A 19,361-nucleotide genomic window follows, 5' to 3' on the forward strand; every position below is an offset into this window, starting at 1 on the left:
AAGTCGTCACAATCGCGGCCATGCACGGCGACCCAATGCCGGACTCCTATGTGTACGTGACCGAGGAAGGCGTGACCCGTCACTACGCCGACGGCAGCGTTGAGGCCCTCGCGTGGGAAGACGTGGTCGAAGTCCGTGTCGGTGGTGATTTAGAGGTGGATGTGCACTACATCCTTCTGGACCGTGAGGGCCAGGGGTGCGTGGTGCCCCGCTCCGCCACCGACGCGTCGTTCCTCGCCAGGCTCCGCTACCTGCCCGACTTCGACCTCGACAGGCTCGCCCTCGCGGTCGAGCAGGCGGTGGATGCGGTGGATGCGGTGGATGGGGACGAGTCGGACGCCGACGGCGATGCCGTTGATGTTGTTGATGTCGTGGTCTGGCGCAGTCCCGACCCGCCCGCACCCCTACCCGATCTGGAATACGACTGATACCGGGGAGATCCTCAGTCGTCCTGGTTCAAATAGCTGTCCAGACCTGCGAGGGCGTAGCCTTGCCACCCTTCGGTGGTGAGGGAGTACGGCATATTGGGCCGGTCGAAGTAGAGCACGGCTCGGATTTTCGGGAGCCGCTTGAGATCGTCCGCCATATCCTTGAAGTAGGCCTCCTGGCACTTCTTGCCGAAGCCGAACTCCATGATCCCGTAGTTCTTCTCGCGCGCTCCCTGTCCGAGGAGACCGGCCTCTAGTCGGGAGTAGAACCGGTTCAGGGTCGCGTAGGCCGAACCGTGGGCGCAGCCGTTGTCGTAGGGGTCCCAGGAGATCCAGTCGACGTACTCGTCTCCCGGATAGGACTCCGTGTAGATCGCGTCGTCTTTCGCGAAGCCCCCTACGACGTAGTTCCAGGAAACGTTTGACACACCTTCCTTGACAAAAAGATCATGGACGTGCCGCCACATCTGCTTATAGCCGGCCAGCCATGCCTTTCTGAAGGGGCCGTTCTCCATCCACTCGACCTGGCTATCGATTTCTCCGGAGATATCCACGACAAGCTGTCCCGGGAAGGATTTGAAGCGTTTGGCGATCGCTTTCAGCAGCGGATCGAATCTGCCCGAGGCGACGTCCTTGGGGTGGAACCACTCGCCGGTGAAGTCCGTGGGCACGTTGGGGTCGGTGAAGGTCGCCGGTTTGGGCAGCGGCACGCCGTTGAAGGAGGTCGGGCATGTGCCGAAGCAGCCGCTGTCGAACTGGAGGAACAGCACCCTGTCGCGGGCGAGTTCGGCGTCGCGCTTGCTCGGCCAGCTCACCGTTTGGTTGGGGGAGGAGCCGGTGAGCTGGGAGAAGCTGTAGTAGCGCCGGAAGGCGTCGAACTTGCGGGGCACCGTGCTGGACGTGAGCTGGGTGCTCTCGTGGGCGGTGATGTCGGCGTTTCCTGAGCGGTACAGCCCCCACAGGGCGCCGTCGCAGGCGGGGGTGACGGTGTCCGCGGTGAGATCCGCCCCGGCGCTGATCACCAGCTCTGGGGCCTGGTCCAGCACGGTGTTCTCGCGCGAGGCGAAGTCGACGTGGGTCTTGCCCTGATGGGTGATGGCGAAGGAGATCTCGCCCGCCTTCGTCACCGCGCTCGACACGTCGAAGGTCGCCCACTTGCCGGCTTGCAGGCCGCGGGCCGTGGCGACCGGCTTGCCGACGTCGGGTCGCTCGTCCCACAGCGTGTCCTCATCCCACGCCTCGGGGTCGGTCGTGCTGACCGTGGTGATCTCGCTCTCCGCCGTGGACGTGCGCGCCAAGAGGCGGAGGGAGACGCTGACGCCGCAGGTGGAGGGCGGCAGCTTCGGCACGGTGAATTTCAGGAGGGCTCGGCGCTCGCCGGGGGAGGCCCCGGTGCGCAGGCGCCATTCGTCGCCTTTGGCGACGTGGCGGTCATGGGTCGTGACGTAGGTGTCTTCGCTCACCGGGACGACGACGTCGGAGGTCGCCTGGTTCCTGGCCTTCACCTCGTCGCCGGGGGTGAGGAGAGCCGCAACACTGACGAGTGCGGCTCCGGCGGCGCTCGTGGTGATAAGCGTACGTCTAGCTCGCGGGGCACTCATCATCTTCACCTCAAGACTGATTTCGTAACTCCTCGTGGGACTAAGCATGGCCCACAACTTCCACGTTCACCTGTCAAGTGGTGAAATGTCTGCGCATTGTCCACATGTGGACGTTAGTAGGGCCTTTACACCAAAGTCATGATCATTCTACGCTCACGAAATAGGCCTGACAGCTTCGAGTTCGATGACAACCCAGGCGGCGGGTGGGGCGTCTGTTAGGCGTGGGGTGGGAGAGTCAGATCGCGAGGCGAGGATGACCGCTGTTGCCGACGGAGCATTCCGTACGGATGTGTCCCGAGCGCCCTGGGACAGCAAGGAGTGGGAGCAAGGCTATGTGACGGGCGCGGTGCTGGGCGATCTCGCCTGCTCGGCGGTGGCGTTCGCCGGCCTCATCGGCGTGCGCCTGCTCATGGACGCCTTCTACTGGCCCGAACTGCCGCTGGGCGTGTTGCTTGCCCTGCTATGGCCGTTAGCCGTGGCGTTCGCCGGCGGCTACCAGTCCCATCGCGTCGGCGACGGGCCGGACGAGTACCGCTCGGTGCTCCAGGCCGCCGCGGCGATGGCGTCCCTCGTCGCGATCGTCGCCTACGTGACGCAGACGCCGGTCGCCCGCAGCTACGTGATGATCGGCTTTCCCCTGCTCGCCATCACCGGCTGCCTCTTCCGGTACGGCTGGCGCAAACGCCTCCACCACCGCAGATCCCAGGGTGAGTGCCTGCGCCGGATGGTGGTCGTCGGCCACCCGGGCAGTGTCTCCGATCTCATCCGCCAGCTTCGCCGCGAGCGCTACCACGGCATGCAGGTCGTCGCCGTATGCCTGCCGGAGTACCCGCTGGGCAGCCTGGACTGCGAGATCGACGGTGTGCCCGTGCTCGGCGACTTCGCGGACGTGGCCGAGGTGGTGACGAAGGTGTCGGGCGATGCGGTGGCCGTACTCGCCTGCCCGGAACTCGACGGTATCGCGCTGCGCCGTATGGCGTGGCGGTTGGCGGAGACCGACACCGACCTGTTCGTCGCCTCGGCGCTGATGGACGTGGCCGGCCCGCGGACCAGCGTGCGCCCGGTGGCCGGGCTGCCGCTGCTGCACGTCGAGCACCCCGTCCTGTCGGGCATGCGGCAGAGCGTGAAGAACGCCTTCGACCGCCTGGTCGCCGGGCTGGTGCTCCTGCTTCTGTCGCCGCTGCTTCTCGCCATCGTGGTGATGATCCGCTCCACGAGCGAGGGCCCCGCTCTCTTCACCCAGGTCAGAGTGGGCAAGAACGGGCGGGAGTTCCTGGTCTTCAAATTCCGCACCATGATCGTGGAGGCGGAAAGAGTCCGAGTCGACCTCGCGGCACTCGATGAGGGCAACGGGGTGCTCTTCAAGATGAGGAACGATCCACGCGTCACGAGGATCGGCACTTGGTTGCGCCGCTATTCGCTGGACGAGCTCCCCCAGCTTCTCAATGTCCTGCGCGGTGATATGTCGCTGGTGGGGCCGCGTCCACCGCTGCCGTCAGAGGTCGCGCAGTACGGCACCGACGTGCACCGCAGGCTGGTCGTCAAGCCGGGAATGACGGGATTGTGGCAGGTCAGCGGGCGTTCCGACCTGTCGTGGGAGGAGTCGGTGAGGCTGGATCTCCGCTACGTGGAGAACTGGTCGCTGACCCTGGACCTGCAGATCCTCTGGAAGACCTGGGCCGCCGTGGTCCGCGGTACCGGCGCATACTGAAGCGGCGGCTTTTCGCTACGTTTGACTGTTCAGTCCTGTCCGATGCAGATATATAGGACAGGCGCGAAAAATGGTCTTATTATGAAAAGGGAAGATTTAGGCATGAGGTAAAGCATGAAGAATGCTCTTACGCTCCTATGTGTCTGAGTTTTCCGATTCGTAATGACCAGATGGTGGGATCTCCGTGCAACCGATGAGTGACGATGGCCGACCCGCCGCCCCGAGCCATGCCCTGCGTGCTCTCATGACGCAGCTATGGCTCTCCGAGGACCCCGGCGACGGCTGGCCGGTGCGGGTAGCGCTCGACCACGTGCCGGAGGGCGGACGCCCCGTCGAGCGCTACGCGGTGACGCCGGACCCCGCCAGGGCCAGGTTCCTGGTGCCCCTGGCCACGCAGGTCTCGGCCGCCGCCTCGGTGAGCCGCTACAACGGCCTGAGGGCACCCAAACTGCGCGCCTCCCGCGCCCTGCTCGGAGCCGGATTCAGGTCCGGGATCGCACAGCGCCTGCTCCGCAGCCGCCTCGTCGTGGCCATCGACCGGGACACACCGGACCACATGCTCACCGAGTACCTCCCGACCCGCCACCTCGCTCGGGCGCTGGGCGTGGACCTCGTCGCCGGCATCAGCGTGCGCGACCCCGACCCCAACCTCAAGCCGATCCTCCAGCTGTTCCGCGTGACCGACGGGGCCCCGGCGGGGTTCGCCAAGGTCGGCTGGAACGCCGCCACGCGGACCCTCGTCAGTAGGGAGGCCGCGGCGATGGGCCTGGTGCGCGACGCCGTACCCGTGCGCGTGCCCAGAGTGCTCCACCACGGTTCGTGGCAGGGCAGAGTGATCACGGTCGTCGAACCGCTGCCCCAGAGCGTGAGCCGCCACACCGACCCCGATCGGCCGCTCGACCCGGCCATCCCGCTCGCCATCGCCGAGAGCACCGGCACGTTCACCAAAAACCTCGGCGACTCGACCTACTGGCACGAGCTCACCGGTCAGGCCAGGGAACTGTCGGTGTCCAAGCTCGGCGACGACCTGCGCACAACCGCGGCGGCCGTCGCCGCCGCGATGGAGGCGGTCGAAGCCTCCCACGGCCTCACCGAACTGCGCTTCGCGCGCTGGCACGGGGACTGGACACCATGGAACGTCGGCTGGGTCGGCAAGGAGCTCTGGGTATGGGACTGGGAGCACAGCGCGCCCGCCGTACCACTCGGCTTCGACCTGCTCAACTGGCGGTTCCAGGTGGCGGTCGCGCAGCGCGGGCTGCCGCTGCGCACCGGCGTGAGGGACGCCTTCACCTCCGCGCGGGACGAACTGCCGGCCATCGGCGTCCCGGGTGAGGTCAGGGAACTGGTGGCCTGGCTCTACCTCTTGGAGATGTTCGTCCGCACATGCCGGCTTCGCGCGGGCGGCGGTGGATGGCACTCCCAGATCTTCCCCGAGGCCATACTCGGGGTTCTCGGCGAACTGCGGGCGGCGGTGTGACCCGGCGCCGTGGAAGGTGGCATTGAGTGAAGGTGCTTTTCGTGTGCTCGGGTGGCGGGCACCTCGGACAGCTCTACCGGTTGCGGTCGTGGTGGCAGGGTGAGCAACGGCATTGGGTGACCTTCCGGCAGGCCGACGCGGTGTCGCTGCTGGCGGAGGAGAAGGTCACCTGGGCCTACCATCCGACCACGCGCAACATCCCCAACCTGCTGCGCAACCTGATGCTCGCCTTCCGGCTCCTTCCGCGCTACAAACCCGACGTCATCGTCAGCAGCGGCGCGGGCGTCGCCTATCCGTTCTTTCTGCTCGCCAAGCTGTACGGCTGCCGCACGGTCTACCTGGAGGTCTACGACCGCATCGACTCGGGCACCCTGACCGGGAAACTGTGCTATCCGCTGTCCGACCTGTTCCTGCTCCAGTGGCCCGAGCAGCGCGAGGCGTATCCCAAGGGTGTCGTCGTTGGGCAGGTGATGTGACATGGCCGAGCGTCCCCTGGTCCTGGTGAGCGTCGGCACCGACCACCACCCCTTCGAACGTCTCATGGGGTGGGTGGAGCGGTGGCTCGACGCGCGGGCCGGGTCGGTCCGCTGCGTCGTGCAGCACGGCACGTCACGCCCCCCGCGCGGCGCGGAATGCCACGACATGCTGGCGCACGACGAACTCCAGACGCTGATGCGCGAGGCGGACGCCGTCGTCTGCCAGGGCGGCCCCGGCGGCATCATGGAGTCCCGGATCGCCGGTCGGCTGCCGATCGTGGTGCCGCGTACGGCGGCGCTCGGCGAGCATGTCGACGACCACCAGGTGAGGTTCACCCACGTGCTCGCCACCCACGGGCGCATCGCCCTGGCCGTCACCGAGCCCGAGTTCGCGGCCCATCTGGAGAAGGCGCTCGCCGACCCGGAGGGATACCGAGCCGAACACGACGAAAGCGCGGCGGAGGCGACAGCCGTACGCTTCGGCGAGCTCGTGCGCGGCGTGGTCGCACGGCCGCGCCGCGGACTGCTGCGCCGCTGAACACAGGCATACGGCAGCGGCTGAAGTCAGACCTACGGCAAGAGAAGAAGGCCCCCGATCGCCCTCGGGGGCCTTCGCTCGTAGGCCAGGTTACGGCAGCGTCGCCTTGATGCTCATGTCAAAGCTCAGGTCGGCGCTCCACTGGTTGTTCTGGTGCATCTCCACCGCGATCGTATTGGTGCCCGCCACCAGCGCGGACGCCGGTACGGTGAACCGCACCGGAGTGCGTTCCTCGGCGTTGGTCTGCAGACCCACCAGGGCCGCGGTGTCGTGCGCGATCGTGCCTTCCGGCAGGTTGTCCCGCCCGACCTCGGTGCCGTTGATGTAGACCACGGCGCCGTCGTCGCGGATGAGGTCGATCAGCAGCGATTCGTAGGCCGCGGGGTTGGCGACGTTCAGCGTGGTGCGGAAGTAGGCGGTCCAGTGCCGCGGCGTGGTGCCCGCGGGGATCAGGGTCGTCTCGCCGCCGTCGCCGTAGCCGAACTCGCCGTTGCCGGCCGCCCAGGCGGAGTCGTCGAACGTCGTGCCCGACCAGGCGGTGCCCTGGTCGACGCCGTCGTAGACCCACTTCCACTGCGAGCCGAGGTTCATCAGCGAGGTCGTGGACTGCACGTGCAGAGCAGCCGTGCTGGCCGAGCGGTTGCCCGCGTCGTCGATGGCCCGCACCCAGTACTTGTGGGTGCCCTGCGGGTTGGAGTCGGTGAACGTGGCACTACTGGTCTTGGCGATCACGCGGTCGTCGCGCAGGATCTCGTAGTCGGGGGCGCCGGAGTTGTCGGTGCCGGCGTTCCAGGCGAGCTGGGTGCCGCCCGTGGTGCCGGTGGTGCGGAGGTTCGTCGGCGCCGTCGGGGCCGCGCTGTCGGTGGCGCAGAGCCGTCCGAAGCCGCCCAGCCACTGGTAGCTGCTCGTGGCGCTGTTCCACGAGCCGCGGTTCATGTCGCCGCCGAACCAGAGGCACCCGTTGGCATCCTTGATCAACTCCCAGGGGCCGTCGCCGCGGCGGGAGTCGATGGACGGGACGAAGTTCGGGAGGTACTTGCCGGTCTGGGCGTCCCAGGCGCCGATCCACAGGATCTGGTGGGCGTTCGACCAGTTAGCGGTGTTGTCCCAGCTCGTGGCGTCGTTGAACACGAACTCGGGGCAGTGGCAGGCGCCGTAGACCACGCCGTCGATCTCGACCGAGGCCTGGAGGTCACCGCCGCCCCTGGTGATGTGCCCGGTGAGACGGGTCAGGTTGTCGCGGGTGTAGAGCTGGAAGTCGTGCTCGGCGCCGCCCATCCAGACCTTGTCGCCCACTTCCAGAACGGTCTGGCGGTAGTCCCGGTTCTGGGCCGTGGTGCTGGGCAGCCAGTTGTTCATGCCGGGGACGAGGGCGGCGGGGGTGGCCGTGCTGATCACCGCGAAGCTGTTGGCGGACTGGCCGTTCACGTTGGAGAAGCGCCCGCCGAAGTAGACGCGGTCACCCTGCGAGCTGGCGTCGAGCTCGATGACGGTGGCGTCGAAGTGCGGCGTCCAGTCGGCGTCGGGGCGCCCGTCGGACACGCGCACGCGCGCGGCGGCCACGGCCCAGACCGGGCTGGACAGCGGGTTGCCGCCGCTCACGTGGTTGAAGCCGCCGCCCACGTAGATCCAGTCGCCCTGCCGGTCGAGCGCCTTGATCTTGACCGGCAGGCCGCCGGCCCTGGTGAAGGTGGTCCGCCAGCCCGGCACCACCGCACCCGTGGTGGGGTCGAGCGCCGCCATGCCGGCCGTGTTCGGCTCGCCGTTCACATTGGTGAACTCGCCGGCGATGATCACCTTGTCGTCCAGCGTCTGGATGTCCCAGACCTGTCCGTCGAGCGTGGGGAGGAACTGCGTCCGCCACTCACCAGTGCTGACGTCGAACGCCGCGAGGTACTGCTGCTGGACCTTCTCGCCCGGGCCCGGATTCGCGCCCTTCTGGACGTACTGGAACCTGCCGCCGACGTAGATCGTGTTCCCGAGGGTGCCCATCGCCTGCACCTCAAGATGCTCCTCGCCGACACCTCCGCCGACCACGCCGGTCACGCCCCAGGGCAGCGCCGTGGTGGAGTTGCTGACCAGCGGGGTGACCGTCGAGGCGGGGAGCCCCGCCTCGGGGACCGTACCGTAGGACGCGCTGGTCAGCTTGGGCCGGATGAAGACCTGCGTGAAGGGGATGGGGTTCCCCTCCGTGCTGTTCTGCCACAGGTAGCTGGTCGCCGACGTGGACGCGCCGCCCATGAGGGAGCCGTAGCTGAAGCCCTTCTTCCACCCGTGGTTGTTCCACTCGTAGGTGAAGATCCGGTGCGACCCGTTGATGTAGTTCCAGTCGCGGGTGTTGCCGGCCCCGTAGTTCGTCCCGTTCACGCTGACGGAGCTGAGCTTGTGGGTGGGGTTCGCGTCGAACGTCCAGGACCAGGAGTCGAGGTTGGAGAACTTCCAGCGCACCTCCTGCCAGGAGGTGCCGGTGTTGTTCGCCGCGCGGCGCAGCCGTACGCCGTCGGTCAGGGCGTCCACACGACCGCCGTTGAGCAGGCCGTTCACTGTGTCGCCGGGCAGAGCGGCGGGGGCGAACGCGCCGGTACCGGAGGGCGTGTTGCGGATCGCTCCGGGGGTCCGCTGGCCGGGGTAGTAGAACGTCCAGCCCTCACGGCCTCTGCCGATGAGGACCCAGCCGCCGCCGTCGGTGGTCATGTCGCAGTAGAACTGCTGCGGTGCGACGAGCTTGGGCGTCTGAAGCCAGTAGACGCCGTCCGCGCTCGCTGGAAAGTCCTGTTTGATCGCCCAGCAGGAGAGGGCGGCCTTGTTGCTGCTGGTCCCGTCGCGGGCGACGGCGGCCTGGGCAGGTGCCGGTGGAGTGCTGACAACGGCCACACCACTGAGTAAGGCGGAAAACGCCAACGCAGTGAGGGCACGACGAAGGGCGGACATGTGCTCCCCCCAGGGAATGGTGAACAGGGCCGATTTGCCCGAATCAGAAGCCGTGTACGGGCGTCGGGCCCCCCGATCTAAGTAAAAGGAAAGTTAACGCAGTCGTCCGCCATTCGTCAACGCGATATGGCTTATTTACAGAGCCTGCCGGGAAACTGTCAGGAATCCCATGGAAAAGTGGTGTCGAGCAGCCTGAACAGCTCCTGGTTGTGGGGGCGATAGAATTCGGTCAGCTCGGCCTTGGTCTCCGGATTCATCGGTGGCGCGGGGATATAGTTATGCCGCTTCGCCACGGGCAGCTCGAAACCCGGCAGACCCAGGAAGTCGACCACCCGGGAGAATGTCGCCCTTTCGTCCTTGTAAAGATCCTCTGCCGCGATGACAAGGATGTTCTCCCGCGGGAAGAGTTCCAGCCACCGCTCCACCTGCGGCCGGTAGACACCTCGGTCGCGATAGGTGTGGAAATCGTGGGCCGAGCTGTAGTAATAGGGGTCGGCGGCCATCTTCTCGTGCTCGCCGCGCAGTCGGTCGGCCTCGGCCGCCAGGGCATCGTCGAAGGTCAGGGGCTCGGTGCCGGCGTCCACCCGCTCCCAGTAGTGCGAGTAGGCGCGCTTCACGGGGTCGCGCAGCGAGATGATGATCTTGGTGTTGGGCATGCGGTCGAGCACCCGCTGGGCGACCGGAGGGTAATACATGTAATACGGGCACGCCTCTCCGGTCAGAGGGCGCACGCCATATTTCTGCTCAAGCTTGTCGAGATGGCCCTCGGTGGCGAAGTGCGAGCGATACCAATCGTCCCCCTTCGCGTAGTTCACATAGAAATACCACGGGCTTTTGATTTCCCGGGACTCGGGATACATCGGCATGACCAGCGGATGCTGGACCAGATAGTTCCAAAGCGATGTGGTGCCCCCGCGCTTAGTTCCGACGATCAGAAAGTCCGGCAAATGCCGCTGCTCCGCGGTCCGTACGGCATAAGCCCGCGTGGCGGCGTTCGCCGCGTCCTTCGCCCAACGCGGGGACATGTCCTTCAGGCGAGCCCCGAGACTCCGCGACATCGTCACTCCAATTTGAGGTTCATTCGTTTTCTGCCGGCGGTTCCCCGGCCTATTTACGTTTGCGGACGCTTTCGAGGAGCACGTCTGCGTGCAGGCTCTCCCGCTTGACCCACAGCGTGGCGCCGAACCCGGCGCACGCCACCGCCAGGTAGAGCGCGAACATGGCCACCGTCGGCGGGCCGGCGAACCGGAACCCGACGCCCACCACCCCGAACCAGAACACCGCCGCGGCGGCGGACACGCCGATGGTGCGCAGGCCGAGGCGCAGGCCCATGCCGTACCTCACCTGGAAAGCCGCGGCGAGGGTGTCCACCAGGTAGGCGGCGGCCCAGGCGATCGACGCCCCGACGATGCCGTGATCCGGAATGAGCAGCAGATTGAGCCCGATGTTCACAACGAGTGCAGCGACCTTGTTGTAGAGGCTCCACGAGCTCTTGCCGCCCATGAGCAGCACCGTCTGCACGTTGCCCGCCGCCAGCACGACCAGCATGGCGACCGCCAGGATGGCCAGAGCGGTGCCGCCGCCGGTGAAGTCCTCGCCGAACAGCATCAGCACGACCGGCCCGAAGCAGGCCAGCGCCAGGTAGAGCGGCCAGGAGGCGGCCACCACCCAGCCGGTCGCCACGGCGTTGAGCCTTTCGGCGGTGGGGAAGTCCTTGACGGCCAGCAGCGCGGCGATCTGTGGCGCGACCGCGATGCGGGTCGCGGCGAGCACCAGGGTGCCGGAGGTGATGAACCGGCTCGCGGTGGCGTAGACGCCCGCGTCGTGGTTGGAGACCATGGCCCCCACGACGAGGACGTTCAGCCACACGATCGCGATCTCGATCGTCGCCGCAGCGCCGCGCGCCGCAGAGAACCCCCAGAACTCCCGCAGCAGCGGACGTTCTCCGGGCTCGGCGGGCGGGTCCGGAGGCGCGCCCGCCTCGGCCCGGCGGATCAGCCTCCACAGCACGAACGCCGCGGCCAGGAAGGTGAGCCCGACCGGCACCGACCAGGCGAGCATCACCGCCCCGGAGCCGAGTCCCGCGGCGAACACCGCGAGCGCCAGCAGTGGCCTGGCCACCGGCATCGCGGTGTTCAAGACCGTGTAGACGGTCAGGTCGCCCATGCCCCGGACGCCCGACAGCGCGACCTGGCGCGCCGCCGACACCGCGAGGAAGGGGGCCGCGCATTGGATGAACAGGATCGCCACGTCGTGGTACTCCGGCTCGGCGAACAGCGACGCGAGCCAGGGCGCGAGGACGAAGCCGAGCACTGCCGTCAGCGTGCTGAGCAGGAGGACGGGAATCATCGCCGACACCGCGACCGTGCGCACCGCCCTGACACGGCCGAGGGCCTTCAGCCGGGCGGCCGTCCGCACGAGGCCGGTGTCGGTGCCCAGCTCGGTGATCTCGCTCAGGATCATGAACAGGGCGACGACGATGAAGAAGACCCCGGCCTCGGCCGCGCCAAGGGTCCGGGCGACGACGAGCGTGATCGCGAATCCGGCGGCGGCCGACAGGATCGACCCCAGCAGGGTGATCAGACCCGACTTGGCGAAGGTCTTGATCTCCTTACCGCCGTCGTGTTCCTTGTTCGTCGCTGTCGTGTCGGGCACGGTCACCGGCTGATCACCTTGGGGGAGAGGGACTTGGAGGAGAGATGCCTGGGCGAGAGGGAGGGGGGAGGCACGGCGGACAGGCGTCTCTCACGTAATCCCAGTGCGGCTGCCGTGAAGATCACGACAAGCTGTGTGCTGTCGAGGCCGTAGTAGAACATCATGAACACCGCCATCGTCGGCACCACGTGCAGCCAGATCAGGCCGAGGTCGACCTTTCTGGTGGCCCACGACAGACTCGCCATGAACAGCACATAGAACAGCAGGGCCGGGAAGCCGAACGAGAACATGATGTTCCAGAACTGGCCCTGAGTGCCGACCGAGACACCGATGGTGTGCGACGGGCGCGGCGCCCCCCAGCCGAGCAGCGGCGACTCCAGCGTGCGGACGAACGCCTCGGTGTAGATGCCGACCCGGTCGTCGTTGGAGCCGCTCACCTCGGTGCGCGAGGTGATGTTGTCTATCACTCCGGTCAAATAGGCCACGACACCGCCCACCGCCATCACGCCGAAGATGACGATCAGTCCCCGGACCTGGCCCCTCATCGCGTACCGCAGCGCCGCGTAGACCAGGCCGAACCCGACGGCGACCAGCATGCCCCGGTTGAGGGTGGCGAAGGCCGGCACGAGCGAGGCCACGGCGGCGATACCCAGCACGATCCGCTGCCAGGGGGTCGCTCCGATGCGCATGTAGAGCAGGACGAGCGGGATCATCAGAGCGTAGTGGCTGCCCCAGGCGTTGGTGTACGGGAAGGGAGCGGCGGGCCGTACGAACGGTTCGTCGGCCCCCCAGATCGTCTGCACCTCGGCGAACTTCGGGAACAGCAGTGATGAGACCAGCTCGTTGGAGGCGATCGAGCCGGGGATCAGCTGGCCCACCGGGGTGGTGAACGAGCCTTCGGGGAACAAGACGCCGAGGTAGCCGCCGACGACCACGAAGGCCCAGAAGACCACGACGAACCCGGCTGCCTTGCGCACGGGGAGTCTTGCCCGTGAGCAGTTGTAGACGTAGACGAACACGACGGTGGCGCTGCCGTACGCCATGAGGCGGAAGGCGGCCCCGACCAGACGCGGTGCGCTGTCGAGCTGCGTGGCGGACATGATCATGGCCAGCAGGAACAGCAGCCAGACGCCGAACCCGCGGGGCACGAGTGTCCCGCCCCGGCGCACCATAAAACGGATCATGGGAACGGAGACGATGGCCCCCGCGAAAGGGGCGAGCCCCAGCACCCACCAGAGTGGGTACAGCACGAAGAGGGCCTGCAGCGGCCATACCGGTAGGTCTCGCTCGGGCGGCGCGTCGGCGCCGCTCGGGGAGCGCGTGGTTCCCAGTCCGTTCACGTCAGCGGTCTCAGATTCCCCTGCCACGTGCGTTGAGGGCGCTGAGTACGCGTTGCCCGGTGGTCACCCTGCCCGCGACCAGGAAGGCGAGGTAGGCCCGGCGCTCCCGCCAGTTGTGGCGGACCGCTCGGTAGCCCCATCGCCGCGCGCTGCGGTAGTTGCCCGCCGCGGCCTGGTAGAAGGCGATCTGGCCCTCGATCCGCGCGAGGCCGTGCGGTTCGGTGGCGAACTCGGGGTGCTTGTCCAGCAGATGGGTGAGCGCATCGGCGATCATGGGGAAGCGGCGCGAGAAGAACGACCCCTGCCAGTTGATGGCCACCAGGGGCTCGCGCACGCAGTGGATGGGCCCCAGTTTGGCGATGCGCAGCAGCAGGTCGTAGTCCTCGGCGTAGCTGCCGGGGAGCTGCTCGTCCACCGGGCCGACCCGTTCGATCAGGACGTCCCGCTTGATGATCAGAGTGGATCCGTTGAGCGCGAAGATGCGGTCCTTCAGCAGGTCGCGGAAGGTGACGGGGCGCTCGGGCCCGTGCCGCGGGCTCGCCGTGCCGCGGCAGCGGATCTCGATGCCCGTGCCCGCGGCGACGCCGCCGGACGTCGCCAGCAGCTCGGTCTGGGCGCGCAGCTTGCCCGGCAGCCATTCGTCGTCGTCGTCGCAGAAGGCGACCAGCTCGGTGTCGGCCATCGACACGCCGGTGTTGCGTGAGCCGGCCAGGCCGGGGGTGTTGGCGTTGACGGTCGTGGTGACCGTACGGCCGGGCCGTGTCGGGACGCCGATGTCGACCGGTTCGGACTGGTCGAAGACGACGACCACGTGGATCGAGCCGTCATACTCCTGGTCGAGGATGGCGGTGACGGCGCGGCGCAGCAGTTCGAGGCGGTCCCGGGTGGCGACGACGACCGTCACCGAGGGGGCTGCGGTTATGGGGGTGTTCGACCCGTTCAGCGCGTTGCTCCTTTCTGGGATACGAGGCACGTCTAGGCTAGGCTCGCGGACCAGACATGGTGTCTCGCCGCCCCGTATGCGGAGAAGCGGCCAACTTTCATGATTATCCGCGTCTAAGGCAATGGGTGGTTTTGCGGTGCGTGGTGGCAGGGTCCTTGTGTCTTCACTCGCGCTGGGGTGCGCGCTCTCGATGGCTGCGACCGCCCACGCGTCATCAGTCATCGAGGTCGACCCTCCCGAACGTCTCTTCGAAGTCATAGGTGGCCGCATCACCGAGGCCAGCGGGCTGGCCCTGAGCGAAGACGGTGAGCGGTTCTACACCATCCCTGACGCGGGAGGGCCCGCCGAGGTGTACGTGTTTGGAAAGAAAGGTGAGACAACTGCAATTCTCACCCTCCCGACGCGCGACCTGAACGAGGACTGGGAGGACATCGCCGTCGTCAAGGGCAAGGACGGCCGACGGCACATCTACCTGGCCGATACCGGAGACGCGTGGTTTGTGCGGCGGGACAAGGGCATGCCCAACCGCACGGAATACCGGCTTCTGAAGTTTCCCGAGCCCGACCCGTCGGTGAAGGGCGAGACGCCGGTGACGGACGTGATCACCTACACGCTCGCGTACGCCGATGGCGGGTCGCACAATTCCGAGGCGGTAGCCGTACACCCTCGCACGGGTCAGGTCTTTTTCATCGCCAAGACGGAGAAGGCCGGTGCTCCCGTTCGAGCATGGAGCGCTCCAGCCACTCTTTCGCAAAACCGGACAAACACCCTGCGGCAGATTCACGCCGACCTCCGCGTGCAGGGGGCGTCGGGCGCGTCCTTCTCCCCGACCGGCGACCGCCTGGTCGTGCGCAACGCCACCCACGCCTACGTGTGGTGGATCAAGAACAGCGACGTGGCCGCGTCGCTACGGGCCAAGCCGATCACGGTCGAGCTCCCCACGCAGCGGCAGGGCGAAGGGATCGCCTTCACCATCGATGGACAGGCGCTGCTCGTCAACTCCGAGGGTTCACGCCAGGCGGTGTGGAAGGTGCCGCTGCCGAGCGAGGCAGGCGCGCGGGAGGACACCGACAAACAGGTCGGGGCGAGCCTGCCCCCCACCCTCGCCGAGCCCGCTCCGGGCACGGGCGACAACGATCTTCTGATGATCATCATCGCCCTGGTCGCAGGGACCGGCGGGCTCGGCCTGCTCACCTACCACCTCGTGCGGGCACGCCGTACGACGGTCAGCTGACGCGCTCGGCCGACGCGGACACCGCCGGCCGTCGTACGGCACGGCGGACCGCTCAGCGGTCCCGGTCGGTCCGGAGCCTCCCGGCGACCCGGCCCGCCAGCGTCGCCACGAAACCGATGTGCGGGTCGAGCATCACCCGCCTGCCGTGCGCCGCCGGCGTCGTGCCGGTGTTCCACCCGAACTCCGTGGTCAGCCCGTGCGCGTAGCCCGCGGCCAGAGTGGCCTCGCGCGTGGCCTCGCTCACCGCGTCGGACTGGCCGAACGGGTAGGCCACCGTCCGGATCGGTACGTCCAGTTCGCCTTCCAGCCGTTCGCGGGACAGACGCAGATCGGCGAGTTGGGCCTCGGGCGACTCCTGCGCCAGCGTCACGTGGCGCATTGTGTGCGACCCCACCGAGAAGCCGCGCCTGATCAGCTCGTGTGCGTCGTTCCAGTCGAGGAACAGGTCCTCGTCGCCGGGATGCCCCTCGGGCGCGAGGCGGTCGAGCAGATCGGCGAGGGCCTCCTCGCGGGCGTCGGCCGACATGACGCGCAGGACATCGGAGGCTTTGCCGTAACAGAGCCTGCCTGCCTGCCCCCGCGTGAAGAGCCGCATGCCGCGCCACTCGACGCGGTCGCGGGAGCTGCGGGCGAACGCCCAGCCCGCCACCTCCCACCACGCCCGGCTCTCCCGCGACAGCAGCCCGGGCACGAGGAAGAACGTTCCAGGCAGCCCCAGTTTCTCCAGCACGGGTACGGCGAGCCGCAGGTTGTCGTGGTAGCCGTCGTCCCAGCAGAGCGCCACCGCTCGCGGCGGCAGCGGCCTGCCTTCACGCAGCGCGTCAAGCGCCTGTTCCAGGGGGACCACGTTGGCGTAGCGGCGGAGTTGCCGAAGCTGGCGTTCGAGCCCGGAGACCCCCGAGCCCGTCACCGGGAAGCACCATGTGGACTCGACGTTGTGCCATCCGAAGACCGTTAGCTGAGAGGGCATCAGCGATCTGCTCCAAACCCGTACCGGCGAACCCTGTTGATGGAGTCACGTGTCTCGCGGGCGCGTCGGCGGAGCTCGGGGTGGCTCTTGACGAACGCGCGCGCCGCCCGGGGGGGAGCGTGCCAGGCCCGGTAGAGCGCGGAGCGCACCGACGGCCGTGACATCCAGCCCTCGGCCAGCGGGATGTGCGAGCTGGCGAAGAACTCCTTGTACGGCTCGCCGCCCTTGCCGAGGTCGATGGTGGTCAGGCCGTCGGCCGCAGCGGCCTGCGCGAACCTTAGCAGCATGACCAGCCCAGGGGAGTACTGCCCGAAGGCGTCGGCGTCGTAGGAGCCGAACCACCGCTCGTAGACGGTCGCCGACCGCAGCCCGAACTCCACCGCCACCGGTGTGTCGCCTGCGTAGAGGACACTCAGCAGCCCGCCGTACTCCCTACCGGTCTCCTCGAAGCTCTGCTCGAAGCTCTCCTCCACGAGCTGTTTCACCCACGGCCATGTGAACCGGTCGGAGGCGCCGGTGCGGCGGTAGTGGGCGGACTTCCACGTCATCATCAGGCGGAGCATGGCCGGGTCGCGCGAGCCGTACTCCAGCCGGAGTTCGCCGTGTTCGCGGCCGAGCTTGCGGTCCTTGCGCTCGACCGAACCGATCGCGGACTTCGTCAGCGCCCGGCGGGCGTCGCGGTAGGCGGCGTAGCCTTGGCCGAGGTCCATCACGGGGGACCCCACCCGGATCGCGTCCCTGCCGTCTTCGGGGATCTGCGCGGCCAGAAGATGGTCGAATTCGAACACCGACAGCGACGCTGCCTCTAGCATGTCGGCCGGTGACAGGCGCACGCCCGGGCGGTGCACGACCCCCTGGCAGTCCGACACCGACAGTCCGATGGCGCGGGCCACGCCCGAGCCGTGCCGTTCGAACGGGAGGAACCCCGCGATGCCCTGGTCGTCCTCGAAGACGGCGACCTCGCAGTGAGGCCGCACCCGGGCGATCGCCAGCGCGAACCCCGGCGACAGGAACGGGCTGTCCAGGCCGTGGCCGGCCATGTGCCACGTCCGCCACAGGGCCAGGTCGTCGGGACCGAGGTCACCGGGTTTGACTGATTCTGCTCGTGTGCCCATGGCCCCTCGCCGGCTGTGTGGTTAAGCGCGTTGATGACCGATAACGCGCAAAATTAGCGTCCCGATGTTATACGTGATGATCTACAAATTGGGGCTAAACGCCAAGTACATCCCTTTTGGATCATCAGGAATCGGCAATGAAAGGGTATTCTGGGGTGGCCTTTGCCGCTCGCCGAGATCGTCGCCCAGTCAATGAGATCGTTTGGCCGGAGCCACGAATGCCAGAGCCACGGATGGAAGGGTTCCAGGGAACCTGATGAGCACGACCCCTCGCGTGCAAGCCATGGAGATGGCCGACTATGCCTCTCTTCTGCGGCGCCGGTGGTGGGTGATGGTGGTGGGCGCGGCCCTCGGCGTCGCCGTCGCGGCACTTGCGGTGGTCACCCTGCCCGACGTCTACACTGGCAAGGCGACCGTTCTCGTCACCCCTGAAGACCCCGAGAGCCGTAACACCGAGATCAACCTCGACACCGAGTCGGGGCGTGTGCGCGGGGTCGAGGTGGTCAAGCGGGCGCAGGCGATCCTCGGCACCTCCGAGGGCTTCGAGACGCTGATCGAGCGGGTCACGGTGAGCGCGCCGCGCGACTCGTCGCTGCTGGCCATCTCCTACACGGCGGCCGATCCCACGCGTGCCCGCGACGGCGCCAACGCCTTCGCCAACGCCTACCTCGCCCACCGCAAGGCGCGGGCCGAATCACGCCTGAAAAGGCAGGTGAACAGCCTCCAGAGCCAGGTCGACAAGCTCAAGGAGAGGCTTGAAAGGGCGCCCAAGGACGACCTTGACGAACGCAACCTGATCAACGGCGAGCTCCAGGCGTACTCCTCCAGACTCGCCGATGTCCGGATCGATGCCGCCGATGTGTCGGTGGGCGAGATGCTCACCCTGGCCGCGATGCCGAAGCAGTCGTCGTTCCCCGACCCGATGATGTTCCTGCCCGCCGGGTTGTTCGGCGGGATCCTGCTCGGCGCGGCCATCGCGCTCATGGTCGACCGGGCCGACAACCGGGTGCGTGCGGCCTCCGACGTGCGCCGGGTGCTCGGCGCGCCAATCCTGCTCAACCTCCCGCGCAGCCGCAAAACGGCCGCGCTCGGCATCCAGTCGGCCCGCAGCCGCATCGGGCAGCGCTTCCACGAGTTGAGCCACGCGATCACCGCCCGGCTCGGCGACGGGCCCGGCAATCAGGTCATCCTGGTGACCGGTGCGAGTGAGGGCATGGGCTCGAACATCGTGGCCGTCAACATTGCCGCCGCGCTGGCCCGGACCGGCTCCGACGTCATGCTCGTCAACGCGGACCTGCGGTCGGAGGTGAGCAGCAGGCTGCTCGGGGTGGCCGAGCAGCAGGGCCTGTCGGAGGTGCTGCTCGGCACCTCCACGCTGTCGGAGGTGGAGACGCGGGCCGCGATGCCGCCCTCGTTGCGTGTGTTGTCGCGCGGGCACGAGACCGAGCTGGTGGTGGACATGCTGCAAGGTGAGCGCATGTCGCGTCTCGTCGACTCGCTGCGCGACAGGTCACGCTATGTCGTGATCGAGGCGCCTTCGACCTCGGCAGGGGCCGACGCCCAAGCGCTCGCCCAGCTCGCGGACCTCGTCCTCATGGTGGTCGAAGTACCGAAGACCCGCTTCACCGACATCCGCGATGGCCTGCGGCAACTCGATCAGGTCGGCGCTGAACTGCCCGGCGCGGTGGTCATCCCGTCGCAGTCGGACGAGGGTCTGGCCGGCGCCGTACCGCCCTCGGTCATGACCTACGAGGGGAACGAACCGGGCGGTAAGAAGGCCGGCAAGCGCGGCAAGCCCGGAAAGAGGGACAGGGAGCTGATCGAGGACATCGTTGAGCGGGGCGCGGTCGGCTCCGACGAGGACGGCCTCAGCACCGCGACCTTCCCCGCCGTGCGGAACGGCGACCTGTCCATCATCAAAGACCACGTCAAACGCTGACAC

General features: G+C 67.6%; 15 protein-coding genes. 7 read left to right on the forward strand and 8 right to left on the reverse strand.

Annotation, left to right across the window (positions count from 1 at the left end; translation table 11 throughout):
- Positions 1-20: 20 nt before the first annotated feature.
- Positions 21-428, forward strand: a complete 408-nt coding sequence (locus BLQ73_RS05925; RefSeq protein WP_093169281.1) for a hypothetical protein — start codon at positions 21-23, stop codon at positions 426-428.
- A gap of 14 nt (positions 429-442) precedes the next feature.
- Here the strand turns inward: BLQ73_RS05925 and BLQ73_RS05930 are convergent, their stop codons facing one another.
- Positions 443-2,029 carry a CBM96 family carbohydrate-binding protein gene (locus tag BLQ73_RS05930; protein WP_176955292.1) on the reverse strand — a complete coding sequence of 529 codons (1,587 nt, stop codon included), beginning with the start codon at positions 2,027-2,029 and terminating at the stop codon, positions 443-445.
- Positions 2,030-2,282: 253 nt separating this feature from the next.
- On the opposite strand from BLQ73_RS05930, the gene BLQ73_RS05935 reads away from it, so the two are divergent.
- From BLQ73_RS05935 to BLQ73_RS05950, 4 genes are all read left to right on the forward strand, one after another.
- Positions 2,283-3,740 (forward strand): sugar transferase, encoded by a 1,458-nt coding sequence (locus BLQ73_RS05935; RefSeq protein ID WP_093169063.1) that lies wholly within the window; start codon positions 2,283-2,285, stop codon positions 3,738-3,740.
- Between the two features lie 244 nt (positions 3,741-3,984).
- Complete coding sequence (locus BLQ73_RS05940; RefSeq protein ID WP_093169065.1) at positions 3,985-5,217, forward strand: phosphotransferase; 1,233 nt, start codon at positions 3,985-3,987, stop codon at positions 5,215-5,217.
- 26 nt (positions 5,218-5,243) lie between these two features.
- On the forward strand, positions 5,244-5,693 hold the full coding sequence (gene pssD / locus BLQ73_RS05945; RefSeq protein ID WP_093169067.1) for a PssD/Cps14F family polysaccharide biosynthesis glycosyltransferase: 450 nt from the start codon (positions 5,244-5,246) through the stop codon (positions 5,691-5,693).
- A 1-nt stretch (position 5,694) separates the two neighbouring features.
- Complete coding sequence (locus tag BLQ73_RS05950; RefSeq protein WP_093169069.1) at positions 5,695-6,231, forward strand: glycosyltransferase; 537 nt, start codon at positions 5,695-5,697, stop codon at positions 6,229-6,231.
- A 90-nt stretch (positions 6,232-6,321) separates the two neighbouring features.
- On the opposite strand, the gene BLQ73_RS05955 is transcribed toward BLQ73_RS05950, so the two are convergent.
- The 5 genes from BLQ73_RS05955 to BLQ73_RS05975 all read right to left on the reverse strand — a co-directional run bounded on the left by BLQ73_RS05955 (position 6,322) and on the right by BLQ73_RS05975 (position 14,130).
- Positions 6,322-9,105: a fibrinogen-like YCDxxxxGGGW domain-containing protein gene (locus BLQ73_RS05955; protein ID WP_093169070.1), complete on the reverse strand. Its 2,784-nt coding sequence runs from the start codon at positions 9,103-9,105 to the stop codon at positions 6,322-6,324.
- Positions 9,106-9,320: 215 nt separating this feature from the next.
- On the reverse strand, positions 9,321-10,187 hold the full coding sequence (locus BLQ73_RS05960) for a sulfotransferase domain-containing protein (protein WP_176955293.1): 867 nt from the start codon (positions 10,185-10,187) through the stop codon (positions 9,321-9,323).
- A gap of 82 nt (positions 10,188-10,269) precedes the next feature.
- On the reverse strand, positions 10,270-11,823 hold the full coding sequence (locus BLQ73_RS05965) for an oligosaccharide flippase family protein (RefSeq protein WP_093169074.1): 1,554 nt from the start codon (positions 11,821-11,823) through the stop codon (positions 10,270-10,272).
- Complete coding sequence (locus tag BLQ73_RS05970; protein ID WP_093169076.1) at positions 11,820-13,157, reverse strand: O-antigen ligase family protein; 1,338 nt, start codon at positions 13,155-13,157, stop codon at positions 11,820-11,822. The genes BLQ73_RS05965 and BLQ73_RS05970 overlap by 4 nt, the downstream gene beginning before the upstream one ends.
- A gap of 10 nt (positions 13,158-13,167) precedes the next feature.
- Positions 13,168-14,130 (reverse strand): glycosyltransferase family 2 protein, encoded by a 963-nt coding sequence (locus BLQ73_RS05975; protein WP_218125636.1) that lies wholly within the window; start codon positions 14,128-14,130, stop codon positions 13,168-13,170.
- A gap of 160 nt (positions 14,131-14,290) precedes the next feature.
- On the opposite strand from BLQ73_RS05975, the gene BLQ73_RS05980 reads away from it, so the two are divergent.
- Positions 14,291-15,334: a hypothetical protein gene (locus BLQ73_RS05980; protein ID WP_143020145.1), complete on the forward strand. Its 1,044-nt coding sequence runs from the start codon at positions 14,291-14,293 to the stop codon at positions 15,332-15,334.
- A 52-nt stretch (positions 15,335-15,386) separates the two neighbouring features.
- On the opposite strand, the gene BLQ73_RS05985 is transcribed toward BLQ73_RS05980, so the two are convergent.
- Positions 15,387-16,304 (reverse strand): polysaccharide deacetylase family protein, encoded by a 918-nt coding sequence (locus BLQ73_RS05985; RefSeq protein WP_093169081.1) that lies wholly within the window; start codon positions 16,302-16,304, stop codon positions 15,387-15,389.
- Positions 16,304-17,419 carry a GNAT family N-acetyltransferase gene (locus tag BLQ73_RS05990; RefSeq protein ID WP_093169083.1) on the reverse strand — a complete coding sequence of 372 codons (1,116 nt, stop codon included), beginning with the start codon at positions 17,417-17,419 and terminating at the stop codon, positions 16,304-16,306. The genes BLQ73_RS05985 and BLQ73_RS05990 overlap by 1 nt, the downstream gene beginning before the upstream one ends.
- Positions 17,420-17,675: 256 nt before the next feature.
- Here BLQ73_RS05990 and BLQ73_RS05995 point away from each other — a divergent pair, with 256 nt between their 5' ends.
- The gene (locus BLQ73_RS05995) at positions 17,676-19,358 is read left to right on the forward strand and encodes a tyrosine-protein kinase domain-containing protein (protein ID WP_143020146.1); all 1,683 of its coding nucleotides are present in this window, start codon (positions 17,676-17,678) and stop codon (positions 19,356-19,358) included.
- Positions 19,359-19,361: the final 3 nt, after the last annotated feature.

The sequence above is a fragment of the Sinosporangium album genome, from assembly GCF_900100605.1.
Taxonomy (GTDB): domain Bacteria; phylum Actinomycetota; class Actinomycetes; order Streptosporangiales; family Streptosporangiaceae; genus Sinosporangium; species Sinosporangium album.